A 24878-nucleotide genomic window follows, 5' to 3' on the forward strand; every position below is an offset into this window, starting at 1 on the left:
TACCTTGCTACAGCAAGCTTTTGACGTAGGCGTCAATGTCGCTGATGTATTTTTCAATGCCAGAGGCATCTTTCTCACGAATTAGATGTTCCAGCGTTTCACATAACTGCTTGCCGGGAACCAGATTAAGCATGGCAAACACCCCTTTAAGCCGGTGTGCTGTCTGTGCCAGCGCTGCAAAATCATTCGCAGCGGACTCAGTATACAACCGCTTAACATCATCTGGTACTGTATCAACAAAGAGTGAATAGTATCCGCTGGCGTGAAGCTCGGCATTTTCATTACCGCCAAGCGGGGATTCCGCTATCTCTTCCTGCGCCAGCTGCTCTTCTATTAGTTGTAGTACAGCTTCCTGCATCGCATTGCTTATATTAAAGTTGACGCGCAGCTGGCCAGGGCCGATTTTCCGCACGCCTGACTCATCATCGCTTAAAAGCAAGCCGGAGGCAGTAAGATTAGACGGATTATCAGTTAAAAACAGATCAAATTCTTGACTTGCAAGTCTTTCATCCGGCGTGATGCAGGCCGCCCCCCAGTTTTCTAACTGACGAACGACAATATTGCGGATCTCGTTCGAGGTCACATCGACCATCACCACGACATCATCCAGCAGACGTTCTTCATCTTCTTCCTGCGGATTGGCCGCCATTTTCACGTGCAGAGAATAGCGGGTGCCGAGGGATTCACGGGCTTTGATATTCAGATGGCCGCCGAGCTTACGCGCCAGCTGATCGCACAGCCAGAAGGTGAGGGCATTGGCCTTGCCGTAGCGATCGCTTTGCGTGTCGTTCAGGAACGGGAAGTGGAGATTATCAATTTCACTCGTGGTGACGCCTTCCCCGGTGTCGAGGATGCGGAACGTCAGGCGGTCTTCTGCCGACTCCTCCGTACTGACTTCGAGGGTGATCTTGCCGATCTGCGTGGTCGTCACCGCGTACTGAATGATCATCAACAGTATGCGGCGCAGCGCTTCACGATCGCCGTGGCGCTCGTCATTTGCCGGAAGATTGTTATTGATCAGCAGCTGCAACCCTTTACGCTTAATCACGGGCAGGACTTCCGGAACGACTTCATCGATCAGGTCCTGAATAGAGAAGAGGGTTGGTGTTCCTTTCCAGAAATCATTCTCCAGCATGTTCGCCAGCTGGATCTCGTCAACCATTCTGACCAGCGAGTCGGCCTGACAGGCAAGCTGGTGGCTTTCTGACGTATTTAACGCCGCCGCCTGGGTCGCCAGCGTTTTTAACGGCTGCTTGAAGGCATCGCCAATGTTCTGCATAAATGCGGCGCGCCCCTGCTGGTTTTTCTCATACAGCCTTTGTGCCTGCTTGAGCTTTTTATTCACCAGCACCTCGCGATCCTGATCGCGAATGATGAAAATTTGCGTGCGGGAGGCGACCTGGCTGCGGAACTGACGGATCTCGTACAGCTCATTGTTGATGGTGGCCTGGATCACCCCCTGGTGCTGATCCGCCATGGTGGTGATGTTCTGCAGGTTAAGATGCGGCAGCAGATGGTCGGCAATTTTATTGCTCATTACCGTACGATTCGCTTCCTGATCGTGAACTAAGACCCCAAGCGGCAGCACGGAAATAATCTCTTCATTTAGCGCACGTAACACGCGCAGTTCATTGCTGGTGCCTGCCGGGACCGCAGAGGCGTCGCTCTGACGCCCCGGCTGGAAACGGAAGGTGCTGTAGCCAAACAGCGCCAGCGCCAGCAGACCGATATTCAGCAGCAGAGGCAGCAGGATATTTTGCAGCGTGTCGAGCAGCAGCGTGCCAAACGGCACCTGCCACACCAGACGCATACCGGTCGAGTTCAGGGATGAGGCAATTTCGATTTTTGAGCCGTTAAAGGAGATCGAGACGCTCTCTGCGGCTTCTTTGTCAGACGCCGCACGCATGTTCTGGGTGCTGTTGTCGGGCTCCAGACGGAAGCTGTCGAGCGGCATGTCCGGCGGGATTAAATCGTTAATCGGTAAATCGAAGGCCACTACCGTCGCCAGATGCCCTGGCTGGTTGAAGGTGGTGCGCAGGGTAAAATAATGACCGTTTTGCCAGGCCAGACGACGCAGGGAAGAGAAGCTCTCACGTTCATCAAGGGCATTCGCCTGCTGCAGCATCTCTGCCCGGCGGGAGTCGACGATGCTGCCCACGGTGGTCTCTTTAAACCCGGAAGAGAGATCTTTTAACGGCAGCGTTGAGATCAGGATCATACTGTTGTCCTGACCGTTCAGATAGTACATCGACCACGGCACCGTTTCGGCCCCCCAGAGGGTATCCAGATAGGTCGAAATACGCTGTGTCATCTCGAGCGTTGCGCTGTCGTGAGAGCCAAAAATGAGCGCCTCAGTCTTACGCTGCGGTTTTTCGAGGTAATAGACATCCTGCTTAAGCCGCGTCTCCTGAAGTCCATCTCCGGATGAGGAGGCCGGGGCGGCCGCAATATTGTCGTAAATCTGCCAGGTGGCGTAGCGCCAGGTATCGATGCGCTTATGCACGGCGTGGGTGATATCGACGACCTGATAGCTCTTATCCTTCAGCCAGGCGTTAACCGCGCTTTGTACCATCACCCCCATGGTCACTAACAGCACAACGATCAAAAGAAGAAAGAAACGGGTGATGCTCCCGGGGAGGAGGGAGAATTTGCTCGGGGCGGTGGTTTCAGTCTGACTCATTGATATCTTTAACCCGTCATGGTCATGCTCTGTGGCGATAGGGCAGTATAAAGGGTAATAACTGAATTTCCAGCGCCACCGTCCGGGAACAGGCGACTTTTTCAACGGACAATACCGGCGGCGGGTGGCGCGGTAAACATGTACAAACTCGTCCTGCGCGTATAAATAAAAAGTGCGCCTCGCCAGCAAATAGCACGAATTAACAAGAAATTAAGTTTTACATCAATTGTGTGTTAGCGAGCGATCGCCGGGGAGAATTTAGTTAATAGTCGTTACAATTTCGGTGCGGTAGCACAAAAAAATGAGGCGTTGCGTAAAGAAAGGTAAAAAAAAACCGAATGCGAAGCATCCGGCTCAATTAGGGATAAACAGACATTCAAAACTGAATGACGGTAATAAATAAAGTTAATGATGATAGCGAGAGATATTTTAGAGATTAGCCGCGATCTTGTTTTGTCATTCAGTGCTGTAACGATTTTTATTATAAGTTATTGATTACTATATGTATGATTTTTCTTTTGATTATAAGTGCTAAATTTATAAGCTATTTGTGCTTTGTAAAAGTTCCTTGATATTTACATTTTGAAACATCTTGATGGACAAATGAAACATCTTCAAAGTTTTCGTATCATATTCGCATTGGATTATTCTGTAATTTTGCGGAGAATGAAATTGCCGACTGGTTAATGAGGGTTAACCAGTAAGCAGTGGCAATTATAAGGCATATAACAGAGGGTTAATAAAATGAAAGTTAAAGTACTGTCCCTCCTGGTACCAGCACTCCTGGTGGCAGGCGCAGCAAATGCGGCCGAAATTTATAACAAAGATGGCAACAAATTAGATCTGTACGGCAAAGTCGATGGTCTGCATTATTTCTCTGACGACAAGGGTAACGACGGCGACAAGACCTACATGCGTCTTGGCTTCAAAGGTGAAACTCAGGTTAACGATCAGCTGACCGGTTATGGCCAGTGGGAATACCAGATTCAGGGCAACAAGGACGAAGGCGACAACCAGTCCTGGACGCGTGTGGCGTTTGCAGGTCTGAAGTTCGCGGAAGCAGGTTCATTCGATTACGGTCGTAACTACGGCGTGATTTACGACGTGACCTCCTGGACCGACGTTCTGCCAGAATTCGGCGGTGACACCTACGGTGCCGACAACTTCCTCCAGTCTCGTGCTAACGGCGTGGCAACCTACCGTAACCAGGACTTCTTTGGTCTGGTTGATGGCCTGAACTTTGCTCTGCAGTATCAGGGCAAAAACGGCAGCGTAAGCGGTGAAAACACCGACGGTCGCAGCCTGCTGAACCAGAACGGCGATGGCTACGGTGCATCCGTGACCTATAACCTGGGCGAAGGTTTCAGCGTGGGTGGTGCGATGTCCTCCTCCAAACGTACCGCCGATCAGAACGCACTGGGCGTATACGGTAAAGGGGATCACGCAGAAGTCTATTCTGGTGGCCTGAAGTACGATGCCAACAACATCTATCTGGCAGCACAGTACTCTCAGACCTACAACGCAACCCGTTTTGGTACCTCTAACGGCAGCAACCCAACTACCGCTTACGGCTTTGCTAACAAAGCGCAGAACTTCGAAGTGGTTGCTCAGTACCAGTTCGACTTCGGCCTGCGTCCATCCGTGGCTTACCTGCAGTCTAAAGGCAAAGACATCGAAAACTTCGGCGATCAGGATCTGCTGAAATATGTTGATGTGGGTGCGACTTACTACTTCAACAAAAACATGTCCACCTACGTGGATTACAAAATCAACCTGGTTGATGAAAATGAATTCACCCGTCAGGCGGGTATCGGTACTGACGATATCGTCGCGCTGGGCCTGGTTTACCAGTTCTAATCGCGCCATAGTGTGACGTAAGGGGCCTGATGGCCCCTTTTTTGTGCCTTTCTGATTCTCACAACTCACCCGTTTTGGTGTACTCTTGCCGCCCTGGCATGAGGATAATAATGAATGGACATGACTTTTTTACGCGCCAGCTTTCTGGCTATGCTTTTTTTCCTGACCGCGTGTAACGATCCCGCGCCCGTGGCGAAAACCGACGCACCTGCCGCGACGGTGCTCGAAGGCAAAACGATGGGCACCTTCTGGCGCGTCAGCGTGATGAACCTCGATAAAACGCGCACGGATGAGCTTCGCGGCAAAATCCAGGCACAGCTGGACGCCGACGATCAGCTGCTGTCGACCTATAAAAATGACTCGGCGCTGATGCGCTTTAACCTCTCAACCAGCACCTCTCTGTGGCCGGTGAGCGAGGCGATGGCCGATATCGTGACCGAGGCAATGCGCGTAGGTTATAAAACCAACGGGGCGATGGATGTCACCGTCGGCCCTCTGGTGAACCTCTGGGGATTTGGCCCGAATAAACAGCCGGTGAAGACGCCCGAACAGGCGGCCATTGATGACGCCCGCGCCCGGACCGGGCTACAGCATCTGACCGTCATCAACCAGTACGGGCAGCAGTACCTGCAGAAAGATATTCCCGATCTGTTTGTCGATCTGTCGACGGTCGGGGAAGGCTATGCGGCGGATCATCTTGCTGCACTGATGGCGCAGGAGGGGATTTCCCGTTATCTGGTCTCCGTGGGCGGCGCGTTGGTCAGTCGGGGCATGAACGCCAGCGATAAACCGTGGCGCGTGGCGATTCAAAAACCGACGGATCGGCAAAATGCCGTGCAGGCGATAGTGGATATCAACGGACATGGCATCAGCACCTCCGGAAGCTATCGCAACTATTATGAGCTTGACGGGAAGCGTATTTCGCACGTGATTGATCCGCAGACCGGCCGCCCCATCACGCATAACCTGGTCTCGGTAACGGTCATTGCCCCCACCGCGCTGGAAGCGGATGCCTGGGATACCGGATTAATGGTTCTTGGCCCGGAGAAAGCCAAAGAGGTGGTTCGTCAGGAAGGGCTGGCGGTTTATATGATCACCAAAGAGGGCGACGGGTTTAAAACCTGGAGCTCGCCGCAGTTCAACAGTTTCCTGGTCAGCGACAAAAATTAAAAAGCAAGGTTGCGGGTTTTTTATCGGTGGCGCTCAGGCACGCTCTATGTATGCTTATACGAGGAGCCGATCATGAAAAACCCAACCTTCACTACCGATGAGGATCGCTGGCAGGCCGTGCTGGCCCGCGATCCGCTCGCTGACGATCAGTTTGTCTTCGCCGTGCAGACGACCGGTATTTTCTGCCGTCCGTCATGCCGCGCCCGCCACGCGCTGCGTAAAAATGTCCGCTTTTATCCCGATGCCCGGCACGCCGCTCAGGCGGGCTTTCGTCCGTGCAAGCGCTGCATGCCGGACAAGCGCGATCCGCAGGCGCAGAAGCTGGCAAAAGTGGAACACGCCTGCCGGCTTCTGGAGCAGGATCCTGCGCTAACTCTGGAGAGGCTGGCGGAGCAGGTTGCCATGAGTCCTTTCCATTTCCACCGCCTGTTTAAATCCGTGACCGGCATGACGCCAAAAGCCTGGCAGCAGGCGGCGCGGGGTCAGCGTCTGCGCACCGCGCTTGCGCAGGGAGACAAAATTACCGATGCCGTGCTGGCAGCGGGATTTCCCGACAGCAGCAGCTATTATCGTAAAGCCAACGATGCGTTGGGCATGACGGCGAAGCAGTACCGTAAAGGAGAGGTGGCCGTTCGGTATGCCATCGATGACTGTTCGTTAGGACGCTGTCTGGTCGCCGAAAGCGAGCGGGGGATCTGCGCGATTCTGCTGGGTGACACCGATGCTGAATTAACCGCAGAGCTTGCCACGCAATTTCCAAAAGCGACGCACGCGCCGCGGGACGACGCCTTCGTACAGCGGATCCACCAGGTCATTGCCAGTATTGATAACCGCGACGTACCGCTTGCGCTGCCGCTGGATATTCGCGGTACCGCGTTCCAGCAGCGCGTCTGGCAGGCCCTTCGCGCAATTCCCTGCGGTGAAACGGCAAGTTACCAGCAGGTGGCGCAGGCGATTGGTCAGCCCAGTGCGGTACGCGCCGTCGCCGGAGCCTGTGCGGCCAACACGCTGGCGATTGTGATCCCCTGTCATCGCGTGGTTCGCAACGACGGCGCACTGTCGGGCTATCGCTGGGGGGCGGCGCGAAAAGCGCTATTGCTAAAACGTGAGGCGAAACGCCGGGAGGGATAATGCTCGATCTTTTTGCGGATGCTGAACCCTGGCAGGAGCCGCTTGCGCCGGGGGCAGCGATCCTGCGTCGCTTTGCTCTCTCCCGTGCGGAGGCGCTGCTTGCCGGTATTGAAGAGGTCACAGCGGCTTCACCGTTTCGCCATATGGTGACGCCGGGCGGCTACACCATGTCGGTGGCCATGACCAACTGCGGCGAACTGGGCTGGGCGACAAACGAACGTGGGTATGTGTATGCTCCGAACGATCCCACGACAGGTCGGCCGTGGCCTCCCATGCCTGCGGTTTTCCAGGCACTTTGTCACGAGGCTGCCGTGGCGGCGGATTATCCTGACTTCCGTCCTGACGCCTGTCTGATCAACCGCTACGCCGTCGGGGCGAAGCTCTCGCTGCATCAGGACAAGGATGAGCCCGATCTGCGCGCGCCTATCGTTTCGGTATCGTTAGGCCTGCCCGCCGTCTTTCAGTTTGGAGGATTACGCCGCAACGATCCGCTCAAACGCATCATGCTGGAACATGGCGATGTGGTGGTGTGGGGCAGGGAATCGCGGCTTTACTATCACGGCATTCAGCCGCTGAAACCCGGCGTTCACCCCCTCACGGGCGAGTACCGCTTTAATCTGACCTTCCGTCAGGCGGGGATGCGTAAACTAAAATAAGAATTATTCTTGATGTCCGCGCAGGGCAGTTTACACTGCTGGCTGATTTTTATTGTCCGGATTGCCTGCATGCAACTACTTCTCCTCGTCTGGCGTCAGTACCGCTGGCCCTTCATCGCCGTCATGGCGTTAAGCCTGGCCAGCGCCGCGCTGGGTATTGGCCTGATCGCGTTTATTAACGTGCGGTTGATTGAAATGGTCGACACCTCGCTCTCCGTATTGCCGGAGTTTCTCGGCCTGCTGCTTTTGTTGATGGCGGTTACGCTCGGCTCCCAGCTGGCACTGACTGCGCTCGGCCACCATTTCGTTTTTCGCTTGCGCAGCGAGTTTATCAAGCGCATCCTGGACACTCAGGTCGAGCGCGTCGAGCAGCTCGGCAGCGCCTCCCTGCTGGCGGGGCTGACCAGCGACGTTCGCGCCATTACTATCGCATTCGTTCGTCTGCCGGAGCTGGTGCAGGGGATCATTCTGACCTTCGGCTCGGCGGCCTATCTCGCCTGGCTCTCCAGCAAAATGCTGGCGGTGACTGCGCTGTGGATTGCCATCACCATCTGGGGCGGTTTTGTGCTGGTGTCCCGCGTCTATAAACACATGGCGGTCCTGCGCGAAACTGAAGATAAGCTCTATAACGATTACCAGACGGTACTGGAAGGGCGCAAAGAACTCACCCTGAACCGCGAGCGCGCCGAGTATATCTTTAACCATCTCTATATTCCGGACGCGCGCGAATACCGGCACCATATCATTCGCGCCGATACCTTCCACCTGAGCGCGGTGAACTGGTCAAACATTATGATGCTGGGCGCCATTGGCCTGGTGTTCTGGATGGCGAACAGCCTGGGCTGGGCGGATACCAACGTCGCGGCAACCTACTCACTGACGCTGCTGTTTTTGCGCACGCCGCTGCTCTCGGCGGTCGGCGCATTGCCCACCTTGCTGAGTGCGCAGGTGGCCTTTAATAAACTCAAAAAATTCGATCTCGCGCCGTTTAAGGCCGAATTCCCGCGCCCGCAGGCCTTCCCGAACTGGCAGACGCTCGAGCTGCGTAACGTCACGTTCCGTTATCAGGACAGCGCCTTCTCCGTGGGGCCGCTCAATCTGACGATCCGCCGCGGCGAGCTGCTGTTCCTGATTGGCGGCAACGGCAGCGGTAAATCGACGCTGGCGATGCTGCTCACTGGCCTTTACCAGCCTCAGTCGGGCGAGATTTTACTGGATGGCAGAGCGCTGAGCGCGGAGAAGCCCGAGGATTACCGCAAGCTTTTCTCGGCAGTGTTCACCGACGTCTGGCTGTTTGATCGGCTGCTGGGGCCGGAAGGGCAGCAGGCCAATCCTGCGCTGGTGGAAAAATGGCTGGCGCACCTGCAGATGTCGCACAAGCTGGAACTTCAGGACGGCAAGATCCTTAACCTCAAACTCTCCAAAGGGCAGAAAAAACGCGTGGCGCTGCTGCTGGCGCTGGCGGAAGAGCGTGACATCATTCTGCTCGACGAGTGGGCGGCGGATCAGGACCCGCACTTCCGCCGCGAGTTTTATCAGGTGCTGCTGCCGCTGATGCAGGAGATGGGCAAAACCATTTTCGCCATCAGCCACGACGATCATTACTTTATTCACGCTGACCGCTTGCTGGAGATGCGCGACGGCAGGCTGAGCGAGCTGACCGGTGAAGCGCGCGATGCGGCCTCGCGTGACGCGGTGGCGCGCACGGCCTGATGCCCGTGTGCCGGGTGGCGGCTTCGCCTTACCCGGCCTGGGATTTTGTAGGCCCGTGCAAGCGTAGCGCCGCCGGGCACGATGATTTGCACGATATGCCGCTTTTTTCTCCTTCCCGGCCCGTTGTTTATTCTTATTTACATATCCTCGCGCTATGCTTAATACCAACTTATTTCATGGATTTATGATTGATGTCGGTATTAAAGAAAAACAGCGCCAGGCAGCGTGACCAGGAACGTGCGCGACTGATCTGGCTTCTCACGACCGATAAAGCGGTCACGTCTACGCTATTAGGCAAACTGACCCTGGCTGAGCAATATGATGTCGGCACGTTAGCCGACGATATTGCTGAGGTAGGTGCGCTGGTTGCTCATCTCCCGCCGCCGGATCTGGCGGACACCCTGGAAGCGCTTCCCTCGGAAGAGCGTCACGCCCTGTGGCGGCTGGTGCAGGATCACGAGCGCGGACAGGTGCTGCTTGAGGCCTCGGAAAACGTCTGGGACGACCTGATCGACGAGATGAGCGATCGGGACATCCTCGACGCCCTGCAAACGCTGGATATCGACGAACAGATTTACCTGGTTCAACACCTGCCGCGAAACCTGACCGGCCGCCTGCTGGCGTCACTGCCTGCCGATGAACGCGCGCGCGTGCGTCAGGTGATGCATTACGAGAAAAACAGCGTCGGCGCGATTATGGAGTTCGGCGTTATCACGGTGCGCCCGGACGTGACGCTCGGCACCGTGCAGCGCTATTTGCGCCGCCTGGGCAAAATGCCGGATAACACCGATAAGCTGTTTGTCACCTCCCGGGATAAAACCCTCCTCGGCGAACTGGAGCTGAAAACCATCCTGCTCAACAGCACCCAGCGGAAGGTGAGCGAGGTGATGGAAAACGAGCCGATGGTCTTCTCCCCGGAGGACGATGCGGAAAAAGCGGCGCGTACCTTCGAACGTGATGACCTCGTGAGTGCCGCCGTCGTGGACTCCGTCGGCAAACTGATGGGGCGTCTGACCATCGACGAGATCCTTGACGTCGTTTATGAAGAAACCGATAACGATCTGCGTGCGCTGGGGGGGATCAGCGCGGAAGATGACGTCCATGCTTCCGTCGGCAAGGCGGTGAAAACGCGCTGGGCGTGGCTGGCCATTAACCTCTGTACCGCGTTCATCGCCTCCCGCGTGATTGACGGCTTTGAACACACCATTTCGCAGCTGGTGGCGCTGGCCTCGCTGATGCCGATTGTGGCCGGGATTGGCGGCAACACCGGAAACCAGACCATTACCATGATCGTCCGCGCGCTGGCGCTGGAAAATATTCAGCCCGGCAACTTCGCCTTTCTGATCTTCAGAGAGATGGGCGTGGCGCTGATCAACGGCCTGGTGTGGGGCGGCATTATGGGCGGCATCACCTGGTGGCTGTATGACGATATGGCGCTAGGCGGTGTGATGATGCTGGCGATGGTGCTGAATCTGCTCGTGGCATCGATGATGGGCGTTATTATCCCGTTGACCATGACCAAACTGGGGCGCGACCCCGCGGTGGGGTCGAGCGTGATGATCACCGCCATCACCGATACCGGCGGTTTCTTTATTTTTCTTGGGCTGGCGACGATTTTTCTGCTTTAAGCCGACGCTTAATGCGGGCGGGAAGCAGCACCATGACGATAATCCCGCCCAGCACGCCAATCGCCAGATTGCCGGTTGATACCGTGGCGGCAACGGTCACCAGCATGACGACCGTTTCTGCAATCGGGGCCGTTTTCAGCCTGGCCGGCTGAAGGCTGTGCCAGCTGAAGGTTTTAACGGCGACGATGGCCATAATGCCCGCCAGCACCGCCATCGGGATGTTGGCCATCACGTCGCTGAGCGCCGTCACCAGGATCAGCAGCACGATGCCCGCAGCGAAGGTTGAAATGCGGCTTCGGCCTTTCCCCATCTCCACGTTAACGATGGTTTGTCCGATCATCGCGCAGCCCGCAATACCACCGTAAAATCCGGCCAGGATATTGCCGACGCCTAATCCAATGCTTTCGCGGCGTTTACTTGACGGCGTCGCGGTCAGCTCATCCACCAGCTTTGCGGTCAGCAGAGATTCCAGCAGGCCGACAAACGCGATGCTCAACGCGCACGGCCAGATTATGCTCAGCGTCTGTAAATTGAGGGGGACCAGAAGTTCGCTAAGACCCGGCAAGCCGCCGCTCATGGCGCCTTCATCGCCCACGGTCGGCAGGTTTTGCCCGGTTGAAACGGTAAACAAGGTTAACAGCACAATCGCAATCAGCGGGGAAGGGATGCTTTTGATATAGCGCGGCACCCACAGCACGATCAGCACCGTCAGCACGAACAGGCCTACAATCAGCGGGCTTCGGCTCCAGAAATGCGGAACCTGCGCAAAGAAAATCAATATCCCGAGGGCGTTAACAAACCCGGTCATGACCGACTGGGGAATAAAGCGCATCAGTCTGGCCATGCCGAGGAGGCCAAACAAAATCTGAATTACGCCAGCCATGAGCACGGCGGGAAGAATGTACTGTACGCCGTGCTGATGCACCATGGGTCCAATAACCAGCGCCACGGAACCGGCCGCGGCCGTGACCATCGCCGGGCGACCACCCAGTACAGACAGGGCAAGACACAGCACCACGGAAGCGATCAGGCTGACCTTCGGGTCAACGCCCGCCACCACCGAAAATGAGATGACCTCGGGGATCAGCGCCAGGGCGGTAATCACGCCAGCCAGCGTTTCACGCGTCAGCTGCTTAGGGGAACGCAGCACGCTGGCGACACGGTTTTCAGGAGAGACAGCAGAATGGGGTAGGGACATAACGTTTCGCTGGTTAGGGCAGGCTTCCGTGCGCGCGATCACAAAACGCAACATACTAGCCAGTTAAACCGCCCTTTACCAGACGCTTCGATAATTCCTCACAAACAATCCATTATTAAATTTCACAATTACAATAATTTCGTAACCTTTAAACAATATTTAAAAGTTGTTACCGTGCCCCCGCAGCTTGTTTCACCTGCAATTTCCACGCATCAAGCACTTTTACACTAAGGCATAAATTATGAAAAAAATGACTGCCATGCTCTTTTCTCTGGCCGTGGGGCTTAACACCGTCTCTATGGCGGCGAAAGCTGAAGCACCAAAAGAGCAGGAAACGGACGTCCTTTTAATCGGTGGCGGTATCATGAGCGCCACGCTGGGAACCTATCTGCAAGAACTGCAGCCGGACTGGTCAATGACCATGGTCGAGCGCCTTGATGGCGTGGCGCAGGAGAGTTCGAACGGCTGGAACAACGCCGGTACCGGCCATTCGGCACTCATGGAACTGAACTATACGCCGCAGAAAAAGGACGGTTCCATTAGTATCGAGAAGGCGGTAGAGATCAACGAGGCGTTCCAGGTTTCTCGCCAGTTCTGGTCTCACCAGGTCAACAGCGGCGTACTGCACGACCCGCACTCTTTCATCAACACCGTACCGCACATGAGCTTTGTGTGGGGCGAGCAGAACGTCAACTTCCTGCGCGCGCGCTACGCCGCACTGCAGCAGAGCACGCTGTTCCGCGGGATGAAATACTCTGAAGACCACGCGCAGATTAAAGAGTGGGCTCCGCTGGTCATGGAAGGTCGTGACCCGAACCAGAAAGTGGCGGCGACCCGTACCGAAATTGGTACCGACGTCAACTACGGTGAAATTACCCGTCAGCTGGTGACGTCACTGAAGAAAAAAGAGAACTTCAACCTGCAGCTCAGCACCGAAGTGCGCGGTTTCAAGCGCAACGCGGATAACAGCTGGAGCGTGACCGTTGCCGATCTGAAAAACAACGAAGCCGAGCACGTCATCAAGGCGAAGTTTGTCTTTATCGGTGCGGGCGGTGCCGCGCTGAAACTGCTGCAGGAGTCCGGTATTCCGGAAGCGGATGACTACGCGGGCTTCCCGGTGGGCGGTCAGTTCCTGGTGTCCGATAACCCGGAAGTGGTGAATCGTCATCTGGCAAAAGTGTACGGTCAGGCTTCCGTGGGCGCACCGCCAATGTCTGTTCCGCACATCGATACCCGTATGCTTGACGGCAAACGCGTGGTGCTGTTTGGCCCGTTCGCGACCTTCTCCACTAAATTCCTGAAAAACGGCTCCCTGTGGGATCTGCTGAGCGCAACCACCACCTCTAACGTCAAGCCGATGATGGACGTGGGGCTGGATAACTTCGATCTGGTGAAATACCTGATTAGCCAGGTGATGCTCTCTGACGACGACCGTTTCGAAGCGCTGAAAGAGTACTATCCTGAGGCGAAGAAAGAAGACTGGCGTCTGTGGCAGGCGGGTCAGCGCGTGCAGATCATCAAGCGCGATCCGAAAGAGGGTGGCGTGCTGCGTCTGGGCACCGAAGTGGTGAGCGATAAGGACGGCACCATCGCCGCGCTGCTGGGTGCGTCACCGGGTGCGTCTACCGCTGCGCCAATCATGCTGCACCTGATGGAAAAAGTGTTTAAAGATAAAGTCGCCAGTCCGGAATGGCAGGCGAAGCTGAAGACCATTATTCCATCCTACGGCACGAAGCTGAACGGTAACGTGAGCGCGACGGAGCAGGAGCTGGAATACACCAGCCGCGTACTGCAGCTGCAGTACATCAAACCGCAGGCTGCGGATGCTGCGCCAAAAGCGGAGCTGAAGCCTCAGCCGGAAAACAAACCGGTTGCGGATATCGCGCTGTAAGGTAAAAAAGCCGGGTGGCGCTGACGCCTACCCGGCCTATGTTCGGTGTTGTTTTGTAGGTCGGGTAAGGCGAAGCCGCCACCCGACTTAATTTCAACGTACGACAGCCTGCTCAATCTTCTCTTCAGCCTTCCACACGCGATACTTCACTTCCACATTTTCAGGCGTATAGACCACGATCGGCAACTTGCTGTTGTAGCGCAGCAGGCTGTTGTCGCCCAGATAGGCGGTCACAAATTTCTTCTCTTTCTTGCCATCCGGGCAGGCCATCATGGTGGAGACTGGAGAGGTGACTTTATCAAAGACGTAATAGTCGTAACCCCAGCCTTCCAGCGTTTTGCTTTCCAGCTGACCACCCAGACGATGCTGGTTGCAGTCCACTTCCAGCGTCTTGCCAATCAACAGCTCCACTTTGTAGTTCGCTTCATCCTGCTGAACCGGGAGCTGAATCACCTGACGCGTCATCCCTTTATCCGCTTTCGGATACGGGGCGACTTTTTCCAGCGGCTGCTCTTTAGGTGTTTCGCTGGCGAAAGCGCTGGTGCTGACACACGCGGCGGCGATGAGTGCGATGGCAAATTTAGGTGCGTTTTTCATTGTCATTCCTTTATGTCAAAACGATCTTGCACAGGTTAACATAGCGACCGTGAATGATTGGTGTTATTTACTTACATTTTCAATATATACAGCGTAATAAACCAGCTATTTGTTATTTATGCAGGTGTTTGTACTGGCGTGGAGTCTGGCAGGCGTTTGTGTTATTTTAGACGCTATATAATGTTATTCATCTGTAAAAGGGAAGAGAGATGGTTCGTGCAAAACTGAAAACGCCTGAAGGCCGCAAGTTCCTCCTGGCGCTGCTGGTCGTGTTTATGATTGCTGCCGCGTGCGTGGGGCGGGCCACGATTGTTGGCGTCATCGAACAGTACAACATTCCTCTCTCTGCCTGGACAACCAGCATGTATGTCCTGCAATCGGCGATGATCTTTGTCTACAGCCTGGTATTCACCGTTCTGCTGGCTATACCGCTGGGTATTTTTTTCCTGGGCGGACGTGAGAAGCACTAAGCACCGATTTGCGATAACTGAGCCATCCTGCGGGGTGGCTTTTTTTATGCCTGATAATTTTTATTCGCCTTTCCAGGATATTCTGTTGAGAGCACCTTTGTTTACAGAAAGCAGGAGAGGCTTAATGCAATCCCGGTTTGCCACGCTCCGCCAGATCCCAAAAGGTGTCTGGGTGGTCGGTGGAGTAAGTATGTTGATGGATATCTCTTCGGAGATCATTCACAGCCTGCTGCCATTGTTTATGGTCACGACGCTGGGCGCCAGCGTGATTTTCATTGGTTTGATTGAAGGCCTGGCTGAGGCCACTGCGCTGTTTATCAAGGTGTTTTCCGGCGCCATCAGTGACTATCTGGGCAAGCGTAAAGGGCTGGCGGTTCTGGGCTACGGTCTTGGCGCGTTGAGTAAACCGTTGTTCGCTATCGCCTCTTCTTCAGGCATGATTCTGGGGGCACGCTTAATCGACCGGGTCGGGAAGGGGATCCGGGGAGCGCCGCGCGATGCGCTGGTTGCTGACGTTACGCCGCCGGAACTTCGCGGCGCGGCCTTTGGGCTGCGTCAGTCGATGGACACCATCGGCGCATTTCTCGGGCCGCTGCTGGCAGTAGGATTGATGCTGCTGTGGAACGATGATTTTCGCACGATTTTCTGGATCGCGGTGATCCCCGGCGTGCTCGCCGTGGCGCTGCTTTTCTTCGGCCTGCATGAGCCGAAAGCGCCCGTCGAACATAAACGCACGAACCCCATCAAAAAAGAGAACCTCAGGCGTCTCGGGAAAGGCTGCTGGTGGGTGATTGGTCTGGGGGCCATCTTTACGCTCGCACGCTTCAGTGAAGCCTTTCTTGTCCTGCGCGCACAGCAGTCGGGGGTGCCGCTGGCGCTGATCCCGCTGGTGATGGTGGCCATGAATCTGCTCTATTTCCTCTCTGCCTATCCGTTTGGCAAGTTATCGGACCGGATGAGCCACACCCGGCTACTGCAGTGGGGTCTGGTGATGCTGATTGGAGCAGATATTGTGCTGGCGCTGAGCACCCACTGGGCTGGAATGCTTCTGGGCGTTGCGCTTTGGGGAGTGCATATGGGTATGACGCAGGGGCTGCTGGCGGCAATGATCGCAAAAACGGCGCCTGCGGATCTGCGCGGTACCGCCTACGGCATTTTTAGTCTGGTCAGCGGCGTGGGATTGTTAGTCGCCAGTCTGGGGGCAGGAGCCATCTGGGAAACGTTTGGGGCGGAATATACGTTTTATGCCGGGGCGGTGATTTGTCTGGTAACGCTTGTATACCTGCGCAAAACGCCGGACGAGGCGAAATAAAAAACCAGCCATAAGAGGCTGGTTTTCAATGTGTTTTTGGTCGGCACGAGAGGATTTGAACCTCCGACCCCCGACACCCCATGACGGTGCGCTACCAGGCTGCGCTACGTGCCGACGCATAGAAAGAATACTACTCGATTCCGTTTTGAATGCAAGGAAATCCGTCGCTAACTGGTTTATTATTAATCAGTTAGCGACAAAACGCTTCTCATCCGTCAGGACCTGCAGCAGCAGGCTCAGCTGCGGTTTCTGGTCTTTCAGCCGCTCACCCTGCAGGTTATACGTCTGATAATTCCCGTTGCTGTTCAGCACCAGCGTCAGCTTCGGCGTGGTCACCACCAGCGTATTATTCCCTGCCGCCGTAACCCAGTTATGGCGGCGCGCGGCGCTGAAGAGATCCTGGCCCTGCGAATACTCGTTTGCTGGCGTGCTGACGTGCAGCAGGCGTTGCATCAGGGTGGTCATCACATCTTTATGCTCGGTAAGCATAGTGATGCGCTGCGCCGGGGTGCCCGGCCAGTGAATGACCAGCGGAACCTGCAGGTTAGGGCGTGACCAGCTCATGCTCTTCGTCTCGTCACCTAACGGGACGCCATGGCCTGCCGTCACGATCACCACGGTGTTGTCCAGCTTGCCGGACTCACGTAGCGCGTCAAGCACGCGTGCAATCTGCGCATCAACATCACCCGCCGCGCGGCCGTAGCGGCGCGCGAAATCACTCTTATTGCTGTTAGCAAGCGTTGTGCCGTTAAAGGCAACCCATGAGAACCAGCGGTTATCTTCCTGGGCATAGCGCTGCAGCCAGTTTATCCATTGGCTGGCGGTCTGCGCATCGGACTGATTCTGTGCCGCCGGCAGTGAGAAATCAGACAGCAGCGCCTGGCGGTAGAGCGGGCTGTTAAAGCCATCGGATGAGAACAACCCTAACTGATAGCCCTGCTGATTCAGCCCGGTGATCAGCGCCGCAGGCGTGCGGGTAGAGAGTACGCCGTCCATATATCCGGCTGAAATGCCATAGAAGAGGCCAAAGATGCCCGCGTCGGTTGTGTTACCGGAGCTCATGTGCTGAGTAAACGTGACGTTTTGACTCGCGAAATTGGCCAGAGCTGGCATCTGCTTCTCATAACGGGAATAGTTCAGGCCGTCGACGGTGATGAGCAGGACGTTTTGCCCGCGGCCCATATCGCGATAGCGCAGGTCGCTCAGCGGATACTGCACGCTGACGGCTTCCGGGTTACCCTGCTCGATAAGGCGGCGCTGGTATTCCTGCGCATCAAGCAGGCCATGTTTCTCGAGGAAGCGACGGGCCGTCATCGGGTACGAGAGCGGCAGGTTCGCGCGCTGCATAGTAATAGGACGATAGAAGTTCGCATCCGCCCAGATATACATGATGTGCGAACTGATAAAGGAGACGAAGAAGAGCGCGGCGACGGGCTTCGCGTAGTGGCGTCGGCGGGTCAGGCTACGCAGTTTTTGCCAGCTCCAGGTGGCAAACAGCATCTCAATCAACAGGATCACCGGGACGCTGATAAACATCAGCTGCCAGTCGCGGGCCGTTTCGTTCTGGTCGGGGTTAATCACCAGCTCCCAGACGATGGGGTTGAGATGCAGGTGGAAGCGGGTGAACACTTCACTGTCGATAAGCAGCAGCGTCATCCCCACCGTCGCAAGGATGGCGGACAAGAATCGCATCAGACGCTGCGACATGACGATAAACGTCAGGGGGAACAGGATCAGCAGATAGGTGGCGAAAACCAAAAAGCTAAAGTGACCGACAACGCTTATCCAGGAGTAGATACGCCCGGTGAGCGTTGTTGGCCAGTCTGCGACAAACAGATAACGACAGCCAATGACCGTCGCCAGCAGAATGTTGAACAGGGCAAACCAGTGCCCCCAGCTGACCATCTGGGAGACTTTTTCACGGTAGCGCTGACGATTCGTCACCATAAACTGTTGTTCGTATCCCTTAATGGGCCGGGTCGTTGCTGACGGACGACTGTAAAGCCTGGGCGAAAGATTTTGCGATCGCCTGACGCTGAGCCGGAGCAACGCTGGTGTTAATCAGGTTGGTGACCATATTTCCCAAAACCATCAGGGAGAGATCGGTCGGCGTTTTATGTTTTTCCAGTACGTTGACCAGCTCACTGAGCAGTTGTTCAACGTGTTCATCACTGTAGCGGGAATGTTGTGGCATAAATCAAAATCAGTTTGTTGATGAAAGGGCAACATATTACCGTAGCAACAGCTTTTTTTCCCCTTTTTTATCTGTTGTTGCACACATGTCCTGGTGGTGGTTGAATACCGCCCGGTCTAAAAGGAGAGTTTATCATGAGTCTGGAAATCAACCAGATTGCCCTGCACCAGCTTATCAAGCGCGATGAGCAAACCCTTGAAGTGGTGCTGCGCGATTCGTTACTGGAACCCACGGCGACCGTTGTGGAGATGATGGCAGAGCTGCATCGCGTCTACAGCGCCAAAAATAAAGCCTATGGGCTGTTCAGCGAAGAGAGTGAACTGGCCGATAGCCTGCGCCTGCAGCGCCAGGGTGAAGAGGATTTCCTGGCGTTTAGCCGTGCGGCAACCGGGCGTCTGCGCGATGAGCTGGCGAAATATCCGTTCGCCGACGGCGGGATCGTGCTGTTCTGCCACTACCGCTATCTGGCGGTCGAGTACCTGCTGGTTACCGTGCTGAATAACTTAAGCAGCATGCGCGTGAACGAGCAGCTGGATATCAGCTCGACGCATTATCTGGATATCAACCATGCGGATATCGTGGCGCGTATTGATTTGACCGAGTGGGAAACCAACCCGGAGTCGACCCGCTACCTGACTTTCCTGAAGGGACGCGTGGGCCGCAAAGTGGCGGATTTCTTCATGGACTTCCTCGGTGCCAGTGAAGGGCTTAACGCCAAAGCGCAGAACAAAGGGCTGCTCCAGGCGGTTGACGATTTCACAGCCGAAGCGCAGCTTGATAAATCTGAGCGCCAGACGGTGCGCCAGCAGGTTTACAGCTACTGCAACGAACAGCTGCAGGCTGGGGAAGAGATTGAGCTGGAGTCGCTGTCAAAAGAGCTGGCGGGCGTCAGCGAAGTCAGCTTCCAGGAATTTACCGCAGAGAAGGGCTATGAGCTTGAAGAGAGCTTCCCGGCGGATCGCAGCACGCTGCGTCAGTTAACCAAGTTTGCCGGCAGCGGCGGCGGGTTAACCATCAACTTTGATGCGATGCTGCTGGGGGAACGTATCTTCTGGGATCCGGCCACCGATACGCTGACCATTAAAGGTACGCCGCCGAATCTGCGCGATCAGCTTCAGCGCCGCACCTCGGGCGGTAAATAGCAGGCACAAAAAAGTGCCGGTGTCAAGTCTTTCGCGCAAATCAAGAAGGACTTGAAACCGTATATGGGACAGTAGGTTAGCTCCTTTCGGGGCCGCTTAGAAGAAGAGCGGCGTTGTCGGCTAGGAGCGACATAGGAGCGTTGGGAGAGAAAGCCGCATCGCACTGTGTAGTGCTGGATTGCCGAGGAACGGCGGGCCTGTCGCATCATCATAGCCCAACAGGCTCGGCGGCATCCAGAATGAAGAACGCGCAGCCTGGGCTGCGCGTTCGATGGATGCCGTTGAATAGCATGCGGTGCAATCATGGCGGCTTCGGTGGTGTGCTGCGGGTCGCCGTGCCCTTCCTGAATCCTCGATCCCCCGCCATGAACGCTTCCAGCATATGCGGGATCAGCGTCGCCGCATCAACGGCCTCGCCATACGCCTGCGCGTGTAGCGCGGCGTAGCGGTCGAGGTCGGCTTTCAAGCTGGTCGGGCAAACGAAAGTCAGCTTGGTGCTCTCGGTCTTCGGCAGCGGGCCGAGCCGCAGCTTCTTGGTCGTGCTCATCGTGAAGTCCCCCGGTTGAAGAACAGCGGCTGGTACCGCCGCAGCACCAGATCCCGGTTGACGATGATGCGAACCGGCAGGCCCGGCCGTTGCGTTAAGGTCGGCTGGATGTTGAGGTTGCGCCGGGTCATCTCCTGGCCGACCTGATTGATGCTGTCCTGCGCGCTGTCGCGCCCAGCGATGATGACGCGATCACCATCCTGCCGGTTCTCCGGCGCGGCCAGCTCGGCACCGACGCCCAGCAGCGTGGTGAGTGCCGCACCGGCAAAGATGCGGCCCCAGTGGTAGTCCACATCGTCCTCCAGCCCGGCATAGCCGGCTGGGTCGGTGCCGGCCAGGTTGTCGAGCGTGAGCGAAGACGTGTCCGGCAGGATGATCCGGTTCCAGACGACTTGAACGCGGCTCTGCCCGTAGCTGACCTGGCTGTTGTATTTGCCCAGGATGCGCGAACCCTGCGGAATCAGCAGGAAGCGCCCGGAGGCTGTGTCATAGACCGGCTCCGTCACCGTGGCGATCACGTCGCCGGGCAAGTCCGACTTAATCCCCGTCACCAAGGCACCTGCGACCACCGTTCCGGCCATGACCTGATACGGCGAAGTTGGCAGGGTCAGATTGCCGGAATTACGGGTTTCAGTGGAGCCACCTTTCAAGAAAGCCTCTTTATGGTCTTGCCGGTTTTGCACCGCTGTCGGGTCAGCAGGCTGGGCCGCCGTGGAGACCGGCCCGGCCGCCAGCGGGTCAAACACCGCATTGGCGGCGAAGCCCGGCGCAGCGGCCACCTGTGTCTGCGCCACCGGCGCCGCATTCTGCCCTCCCGAGCGGAAGAACACGGACGAGGCCGCGGCCGCTTCGGCTTCTTTGCGCAGAGCATCGTTCGGGTCGTGGCCGGGGGCCGCGTAGGCGGCCGTCGCCGGCTGCTGCGACTTCACGATGGCCGGGCCAAGATCGCCCGGCAGCGGCGGCCCCAGTTCGGGAACGGCAGGCGGCAACGCCGGCGGCAGCTTGGAGTAGTCCGTCGGCAGCGCATCCAGTCCTTCAGACTTCGAGACACGATCGACGTTGTAAAGCTCGGTCTGCTCGCCCGCACCGCGCCGCTGAGGTTGCAGCGACCACATCACCGCGCCGAGCACGGCCACCGCCAGGACGCCGGCGAGGATGGCCAGCGTGCGCCGATTCAGGCGCGTGACCGGGCGCGGCTGGGCGCGAAGCGCGACCGCCTCGGGAGCGATCTTGCCCGCCGCCTGCGGCGCGGCAAGGTCGGGAGTGTCATCCTGGCTCATGGTCAGTTCCTCCGCGCAACGCCATCGGTGCGCTCGATCCGCACCACGTCGCCGCCGTCGCCGCCCAGCCGCAGTTCGGCCGCGCCGAACAGGCGATCCACGACGTAGTACGGCGCGCGGAAACGGTAGTTCACCAATTGCCCGTCGCCCTGCGCGCCGATGACAAACAGCGGCGGCAACTCGCCCTGGGCGATGCCCGCCGGAAACTGGATATAGACCTTCTCTCCATCATCGAAGGCGCGTAGCGGCTTCCACGGCGGGTTGCTGCCCGATACCGCGTAGCGGAAGCGGATCTTGTCCAGCGACAGGCCCGTATCGACAGGCGTTGTCGCCTGCGCAGCCTGCGCCTGGCGCTGCAACGCGAGCATCCGGTCTTTCGGGTAGTCCCAGGATACCGACGCCATCCATGCCTTCTCGGTCGAGGTCAGCTCCAGCAGGTAGGTGCGCCGACTGGTGGTGATGACGAGATTGGTTTTCAGGCCGGAACGGATGGGCTTGACCAGCACATTGACGCGCAGATCGGCCCCGCCGCCGCTGGACGTGTCGCCCACGATCCAGCGCACGGTATCGCCGGCGGCGACCGTCACCAGTTCCTCGCCCGGTTGAAGCGAAACCACCGTCACGCGCCCCGGCGACGCATAGACCTGATAAAGCGCGCCATCGGTGAACGGCCACACCTGAATCGCGTTGACGTAGCCCTCACGGGTAGGCGCGATACGCGCTTCTGCATTGGCACGGGAAACGCGCACCTTTTCGTCGGCCGGCTCCGGCGCAACGGGGGCCTCATCGAGTTCCGGCAGCGGCTTCAACTGCGCCGGCAGCGCCAGCGGTTCAGGGACGGCGACGACTTCGACGGGCTTGGGCGGTTCGGGCAATGGCTGGGCCAGCACCGGCTCGTCGAGCGAGATGGACGGCGGCGGCTTGCCCTGCGAGGCGCAGCCCGCGAGGGCCAGCAGCGTCAAAGGAAAAACGTAAAGGCAGAAACGAAGTTTCATGGTTTGGCTCCTTCGGAAGAATCCAGTTCGCGGCTCCATGACAGGCCGTTGACGTAGATACCCAATGGGTTCTTGCGCAAGCGCTGTTCAGTACGCGGGGTTTGCAGGACGGTCGAAAGCACGGCGTTCCAGCGTACGGTGCCGGCGGGCGCACCGTTGACATAGCGCTGCTCTGTCCAGCGCACGTTGAAAGACGTGTCGCTGGCGCGAACCACGCTGGTGATTTGCACCGTTACCGATTCCTTGCCGATGCGGGCGAATGGGTCATTGGTGCGGGCGTAGTCGTTGAGCACCGCCGCGCCCTTGTCGGTGGTGTAGTCGTAGGCATCGAGCCAGTTCTGCCGCACCACGATGGGGTCGATGGACAGCGAGCGAACCAGCGTCACGAAGCGCGCCAGGTGGTGCGCGATCTGCGCGTCGCCGGGCCGATACGGCGTAGCGGCCTTACCTACAGCGCGCACCTGCCCGGCCTGATCGACCTCGATGACATAGGGCGTCACGATGGACTGCGCCGAGCGCCACACCAGGCCGCCGGCCATCAACAGCGCGAGCACTAGACAGCCGAAGGCCATCAGGCGCCAATTCTTCGCCTGCACGCGGGCGGAGCCGATACGGTCGTCCCACACCTGGGCGGCGGCTTGATACGGGGTGGCAGGCTGCGGCGTATCGGCGTAGCGCACCTGCGGTCGTTTGAATCGCATGGGTGTTCTCCTTGAAGGTTAGGTATCGGAATCCCGCAGGCTCGGGCCTTGCCCGGAGCCGCCGCCGTCGCCCCCGCGCAGCGTGTGGGCGGCAGTGGTCGCGGCATGGGTAGCCTGCTGGCGGCGGTGCATCCGCTTGGCCCAGGCCGGTTGCTCTTGCTTCTGCGAGCCTGCGGTGCCGTCTGCGGTCTGGCCGCGGCCAGCACCGTCGCTGCCGGCTTCTGTGCCGTTCCAGCCAGCGCGGAAGGAGTCGGCCACCTTCTGCCCAACAGCGGAAGCACCAGAGGTGACGCTGCGGCCTGCGGCTTGTGCGCCGGTCTTGGCGACATTGCCGAGGCCAGCCGCCGCGCCCTTGGCACCGCCGCCGGCCGCAGCGGAACCGGCCTGGAACGCCGATCGGGCACTGCCGGCCGCCGAAGTCGCGGCACGCGCGCCGGCACCGGCCAGCTTTGCGGCCGCCGGGGCCATTCGTGCCCCAGCCATGACGGCGCCGCCCACTCCCGTTGCGGCGGCTCCGATGGCAACGCCGGTGCCGACAGCCCCGACCGCAGCACCAGCCATCGCGCCCGCACCAAGCTGTGGCGCACCGGACACCAGGCCGGTGGCGATACCGGGGCCGAAAATGCCCAGCGCCAGCAGCGCGAGCGAGGCCAGCATCACGACCAGCGCGTGGTCGATTGATGGTTCGTCGGGATGTACCTGGAACTCGGCAAACAGCCCGGAACCAATGCCGACGATGACGGCCAGCACCAAGACCTTGATGCCTGACGACACCACGTTGCCTAGCACCTTTTCCGCGAGGAACGAGGTCTTGTTCCAGAGTGCAAACGGGATCAAGACGAAGCCGGCGAGCGTAGTCAGTTTGAACTCGATCAGCGTGATGAAAAGCTGTACGGCCAGCACGAAGAAGCAGAGGATCACCACCAGCCAGGCGATGAACAGAACCACGATAGGGTCGATGTTCACGAACACCTCGGGGAACCCAGCCATGTCCCCGATCTGTTCCAGAATCGGCGCGGCTGCGTCGATGCCGGTCTTCGCCAGCCGGCCCGGCTGAAGAAAGTTCTCCATCGTGATGGCCGAGCCGGTAGCGGTGATTCCCAAGCCGGCGAACGAGCGGAACACGATGCTCGCCAGCCAGTTGAAGTTGCCGATGATGTAGGCGAACGCGCCGACATAGAGCACCTTGCGCAGCAGCTTGGCGATCACGTCGTCGCCCTGGCCGGTGGCGTGGCTCATGGCCCAATACAGGCCAGCGATCGTCATGTCGATGACGATGAGCGTGGCGGTGAGAAATGCCACTTCGCCCTGCAATAAGCCGAAGCCCGAGTCGATGTAGCGCGAGAACGTATCGAGGAAACGGTCGATGATGGTCACGTCGTTCATGGCGAATCCTCGGGCGGAGTGAGCGGAACGGCGCCCTCTGGCAATTCATCTGCGGGCGTATCGAAGCTCGGCGGAATCGGCGGGAGTTCAGCCAGCGAGTTGTATTCATCCGGCCCGGTATGGCCGGCGAAGAAGCGCCGCCGGAAGGCTTCGGCGGCGGCGCGGCAGGCATCCTCGCCCATGGCCTGCCGGTCGACCGCGCATTGCCCGCGCAACGCCTTGAGCCGCACCGGATCTGCGGCCAGGGCGTCGGCCAGGTTCTCGGCCGGCTGCTGGCCGCACGCGGTCAGCAGCACGGCCAGCAGGACGGAAGCGCATCGCATGGCCGCC

Annotated in this window: 21 protein-coding genes and 1 tRNA gene; 10 read left to right on the forward strand and 12 right to left on the reverse strand. The window is 57.8% G+C overall.

The window, feature by feature from the left end:
* Positions 1-7: 7 nt before the first annotated feature.
* Positions 8-2680 (reverse strand): phosphotransferase RcsD, encoded by a 2673-nt coding sequence (gene rcsD / locus LLF79_RS01480; RefSeq protein ID WP_021241536.1) that lies wholly within the window; start codon positions 2678-2680, stop codon positions 8-10.
* A gap of 744 nt (positions 2681-3424) precedes the next feature.
* Here rcsD and LLF79_RS01485 point away from each other — a divergent pair.
* The 6 genes from LLF79_RS01485 to mgtE all read left to right on the forward strand — a co-directional run bounded on the left by LLF79_RS01485 (position 3425) and on the right by mgtE (position 10835).
* Positions 3425-4537, forward strand: a complete 1113-nt coding sequence (locus LLF79_RS01485) for a porin OmpC (RefSeq protein WP_008500242.1) — start codon at positions 3425-3427, stop codon at positions 4535-4537.
* A 114-nt stretch (positions 4538-4651) separates the two neighbouring features.
* On the forward strand, positions 4652-5707 hold the full coding sequence (gene apbE, locus LLF79_RS01490) for an FAD:protein FMN transferase ApbE (RefSeq protein WP_008500243.1): 1056 nt from the start codon (positions 4652-4654) through the stop codon (positions 5705-5707).
* A gap of 72 nt (positions 5708-5779) precedes the next feature.
* Entirely contained in the window at positions 5780-6838 is a 1059-nt protein-coding gene (gene ada, locus LLF79_RS01495) for a bifunctional DNA-binding transcriptional regulator/O6-methylguanine-DNA methyltransferase Ada (RefSeq protein WP_008500244.1), read from the forward strand.
* Positions 6838-7494, forward strand: coding sequence for a DNA oxidative demethylase AlkB (gene alkB, locus LLF79_RS01500; protein WP_047748463.1), 657 nt, complete (start codon positions 6838-6840; stop codon positions 7492-7494). The genes ada and alkB overlap by 1 nt, the downstream gene beginning before the upstream one ends.
* Before the next feature lie 69 nt (positions 7495-7563).
* On the forward strand, positions 7564-9207 hold the full coding sequence (locus LLF79_RS01505; RefSeq protein WP_227879024.1) for a multidrug ABC transporter permease/ATP-binding protein: 1644 nt from the start codon (positions 7564-7566) through the stop codon (positions 9205-9207).
* 191 nt (positions 9208-9398) lie between these two features.
* Positions 9399-10835 (forward strand): magnesium transporter, encoded by a 1437-nt coding sequence (gene mgtE / locus LLF79_RS01510; protein WP_039266771.1) that lies wholly within the window; start codon positions 9399-9401, stop codon positions 10833-10835.
* On the opposite strand, the gene LLF79_RS01515 is transcribed toward mgtE, so the two are convergent.
* Positions 10798-12087: a SulP family inorganic anion transporter gene (locus tag LLF79_RS01515; RefSeq protein WP_227879025.1), complete on the reverse strand. Its 1290-nt coding sequence runs from the start codon at positions 12085-12087 to the stop codon at positions 10798-10800. The two genes, mgtE and LLF79_RS01515, sit on opposite strands and share 38 nt — an antisense overlap.
* 187 nt (positions 12088-12274) lie before the next feature.
* Between LLF79_RS01515 and mqo the strand changes: the two genes are divergently transcribed.
* Positions 12275-13924 carry a malate dehydrogenase (quinone) gene (gene mqo, locus LLF79_RS01520; RefSeq protein ID WP_227879026.1) on the forward strand — a complete coding sequence of 550 codons (1650 nt, stop codon included), beginning with the start codon at positions 12275-12277 and terminating at the stop codon, positions 13922-13924.
* 93 nt (positions 13925-14017) lie between these two features.
* Here the strand turns inward: mqo and eco are convergent, their stop codons facing one another.
* Positions 14018-14521: a serine protease inhibitor ecotin gene (gene eco, locus LLF79_RS01525; protein WP_039024004.1), complete on the reverse strand. Its 504-nt coding sequence runs from the start codon at positions 14519-14521 to the stop codon at positions 14018-14020.
* A 209-nt stretch (positions 14522-14730) separates the two neighbouring features.
* On the opposite strand from eco, the gene LLF79_RS01530 reads away from it, so the two are divergent.
* Positions 14731-14991, forward strand: coding sequence for a DUF2534 family protein (locus LLF79_RS01530; RefSeq protein WP_008500962.1), 261 nt, complete (start codon positions 14731-14733; stop codon positions 14989-14991).
* A 124-nt stretch (positions 14992-15115) separates the two neighbouring features.
* Positions 15116-16303: an MFS transporter gene (locus LLF79_RS01535; protein WP_048963228.1), complete on the forward strand. Its 1188-nt coding sequence runs from the start codon at positions 15116-15118 to the stop codon at positions 16301-16303.
* Between the two features lie 37 nt (positions 16304-16340).
* Here the strand turns inward: LLF79_RS01535 and LLF79_RS01540 are convergent.
* The 3 genes from LLF79_RS01540 to LLF79_RS01550 all read right to left on the reverse strand — a co-directional run bounded on the left by LLF79_RS01540 (position 16341) and on the right by LLF79_RS01550 (position 18497).
* Positions 16341-16417, reverse strand: a tRNA-Pro gene (locus LLF79_RS01540).
* Between the two features lie 72 nt (positions 16418-16489).
* Complete coding sequence (gene yejM, locus LLF79_RS01545) at positions 16490-18250, reverse strand: LPS biosynthesis-modulating metalloenzyme YejM (RefSeq protein WP_023294051.1); 1761 nt, start codon at positions 18248-18250, stop codon at positions 16490-16492.
* 19 nt (positions 18251-18269) lie between these two features.
* Positions 18270-18497 carry a YejL family protein gene (locus LLF79_RS01550; RefSeq protein WP_008500958.1) on the reverse strand — a complete coding sequence of 76 codons (228 nt, stop codon included), beginning with the start codon at positions 18495-18497 and terminating at the stop codon, positions 18270-18272.
* Between the two features lie 134 nt (positions 18498-18631).
* Here LLF79_RS01550 and yejK point away from each other — a divergent pair, with 134 nt between their 5' ends.
* A complete protein-coding gene (gene yejK / locus LLF79_RS01555; protein ID WP_008500957.1) occupies positions 18632-19639 on the forward strand; it encodes a nucleoid-associated protein YejK in 1008 nt (335 codons plus the stop codon).
* 301 nt (positions 19640-19940) lie between these two features.
* Here yejK and LLF79_RS01560 read toward each other — a convergent pair whose 3' ends face one another.
* Genes LLF79_RS01560 through LLF79_RS01585 form a run of 6 tightly spaced genes read right to left on the reverse strand, consistent with a single transcriptional unit; the run spans position 19941 to position 24871 of the window.
* Positions 19941-20186 carry a DUF2274 domain-containing protein gene (locus tag LLF79_RS01560; RefSeq protein WP_006378741.1) on the reverse strand — a complete coding sequence of 82 codons (246 nt, stop codon included), beginning with the start codon at positions 20184-20186 and terminating at the stop codon, positions 19941-19943.
* Complete coding sequence (locus tag LLF79_RS01565; RefSeq protein ID WP_016487820.1) at positions 20183-21466, reverse strand: TrbI/VirB10 family protein; 1284 nt, start codon at positions 21464-21466, stop codon at positions 20183-20185. The genes LLF79_RS01560 and LLF79_RS01565 overlap by 4 nt, the downstream gene beginning before the upstream one ends.
* 2 nt (positions 21467-21468) lie before the next feature.
* Positions 21469-22461: a P-type conjugative transfer protein TrbG gene (gene trbG, locus LLF79_RS01570; protein ID WP_016487821.1), complete on the reverse strand. Its 993-nt coding sequence runs from the start codon at positions 22459-22461 to the stop codon at positions 21469-21471.
* Complete coding sequence (trbF, locus tag LLF79_RS01575; RefSeq protein ID WP_058688202.1) at positions 22458-23162, reverse strand: conjugal transfer protein TrbF; 705 nt, start codon at positions 23160-23162, stop codon at positions 22458-22460. Before trbF ends, trbG begins: the two co-directional genes overlap by 4 nt.
* An 18-nt stretch (positions 23163-23180) precedes the next feature.
* Complete coding sequence (gene trbL / locus LLF79_RS01580) at positions 23181-24548, reverse strand: P-type conjugative transfer protein TrbL (protein ID WP_006378795.1); 1368 nt, start codon at positions 24546-24548, stop codon at positions 23181-23183.
* Positions 24545-24871 carry a hypothetical protein gene (locus LLF79_RS01585; RefSeq protein ID WP_006378798.1) on the reverse strand — a complete coding sequence of 109 codons (327 nt, stop codon included), beginning with the start codon at positions 24869-24871 and terminating at the stop codon, positions 24545-24547. The genes trbL and LLF79_RS01585 overlap by 4 nt, the downstream gene beginning before the upstream one ends.
* Positions 24872-24878: the final 7 nt, after the last annotated feature.

This window comes from Enterobacter cloacae complex sp. 2021EL-01169 (genome assembly GCF_020733125.1).
GTDB lineage: Bacteria > Pseudomonadota > Gammaproteobacteria > Enterobacterales > Enterobacteriaceae > Enterobacter > Enterobacter roggenkampii.

Bases quoted from the DNA above. Each gene is read 5' to 3' on its own strand.
- alkB (WP_047748463.1), top strand. From the start codon at position 6,838: ATGCTCGATCTTTTTGCGGATGCTGAACCCTGGCAGGAGCCGCTTGCG.
- trbG (WP_016487821.1), bottom strand. From the start codon at position 22,461: ATGAAACTTCGTTTCTGCCTTTACGTTTTTCCTTTGACGCTGCTGGCC.
- trbL (WP_006378795.1), bottom strand. From the start codon at position 24,548: ATGAACGACGTGACCATCATCGACCGTTTCCTCGATACGTTCTCGCGC.
- LLF79_RS01550 (WP_008500958.1), bottom strand. From the start codon at position 18,497: ATGCCACAACATTCCCGCTACAGTGATGAACACGTTGAACAACTGCTC.
- LLF79_RS01565 (WP_016487820.1), bottom strand. From the start codon at position 21,466: ATGAGCCAGGATGACACTCCCGACCTTGCCGCGCCGCAGGCGGCGGGC.
- LLF79_RS01485 (WP_008500242.1), top strand. From the start codon at position 3,425: ATGAAAGTTAAAGTACTGTCCCTCCTGGTACCAGCACTCCTGGTGGCA.
- rcsD (WP_021241536.1), bottom strand. From the start codon at position 2,680: ATGAGTCAGACTGAAACCACCGCCCCGAGCAAATTCTCCCTCCTCCCC.
- LLF79_RS01560 (WP_006378741.1), bottom strand. From the start codon at position 20,186: ATGAGCACGACCAAGAAGCTGCGGCTCGGCCCGCTGCCGAAGACCGAG.
- LLF79_RS01505 (WP_227879024.1), top strand. From the start codon at position 7,564: ATGCAACTACTTCTCCTCGTCTGGCGTCAGTACCGCTGGCCCTTCATC.
- yejK (WP_008500957.1), top strand. From the start codon at position 18,632: ATGAGTCTGGAAATCAACCAGATTGCCCTGCACCAGCTTATCAAGCGC.
- LLF79_RS01515 (WP_227879025.1), bottom strand. From the start codon at position 12,087: ATGTTGCGTTTTGTGATCGCGCGCACGGAAGCCTGCCCTAACCAGCGA.
- LLF79_RS01535 (WP_048963228.1), top strand. From the start codon at position 15,116: ATGCAATCCCGGTTTGCCACGCTCCGCCAGATCCCAAAAGGTGTCTGG.
- trbF (WP_058688202.1), bottom strand. From the start codon at position 23,162: ATGCGATTCAAACGACCGCAGGTGCGCTACGCCGATACGCCGCAGCCT.
- yejM (WP_023294051.1), bottom strand. From the start codon at position 18,250: ATGGTGACGAATCGTCAGCGCTACCGTGAAAAAGTCTCCCAGATGGTC.
- ada (WP_008500244.1), top strand. From the start codon at position 5,780: ATGAAAAACCCAACCTTCACTACCGATGAGGATCGCTGGCAGGCCGTG.
- apbE (WP_008500243.1), top strand. From the start codon at position 4,652: ATGGACATGACTTTTTTACGCGCCAGCTTTCTGGCTATGCTTTTTTTC.
- LLF79_RS01530 (WP_008500962.1), top strand. From the start codon at position 14,731: ATGGTTCGTGCAAAACTGAAAACGCCTGAAGGCCGCAAGTTCCTCCTG.
- LLF79_RS01585 (WP_006378798.1), bottom strand. From the start codon at position 24,871: ATGCGATGCGCTTCCGTCCTGCTGGCCGTGCTGCTGACCGCGTGCGGC.
- mgtE (WP_039266771.1), top strand. From the start codon at position 9,399: ATGTCGGTATTAAAGAAAAACAGCGCCAGGCAGCGTGACCAGGAACGT.
- eco (WP_039024004.1), bottom strand. From the start codon at position 14,521: ATGAAAAACGCACCTAAATTTGCCATCGCACTCATCGCCGCCGCGTGT.
- mqo (WP_227879026.1), top strand. From the start codon at position 12,275: ATGAAAAAAATGACTGCCATGCTCTTTTCTCTGGCCGTGGGGCTTAAC.